At 51.6% G+C, this 287-nt stretch carries 1 rRNA gene; it reads left to right on the forward strand.

Features of this window, described 5'->3' with window-relative positions:
• Nucleotides 1-287: ribosomal RNA gene (locus tag GEV02_RS32650) — 23S ribosomal RNA — on the forward strand; the annotation flags it as partial.

Consider the following 287-nt stretch of genomic DNA (forward strand, 5'->3'; position numbering starts at 1 on the left):
CCCCGGGAGGGGAGTGAAATAGATCCTGAAACCGTGTGCATACAAACAGTAGGAGCGGACTTGTTCCGTGACTGCGTACCTTTTGTATAATGGGTCAGCGACTTACATTCAGTGGCAAGGTTAACCAGATCGGGAAGCCGTAGAGAAATCGAGTCCGAACAGGGCGATAGTCGCTGGGTGTAGACCCGAAACCAAGTGATCTACTCATGGCCAGGATGAAGGTGCGGTAACACGCACTGGAGGTCCGAACCCACTAATGTTGAAAAATTAGGGGATGAGCTGTGGGT

The organism is Rugamonas aquatica (assembly GCF_009380215.1).
In the GTDB taxonomy this organism is placed as follows: Bacteria; Pseudomonadota; Gammaproteobacteria; order Burkholderiales; family Burkholderiaceae_D; genus Rugamonas; species Rugamonas aquatica_B.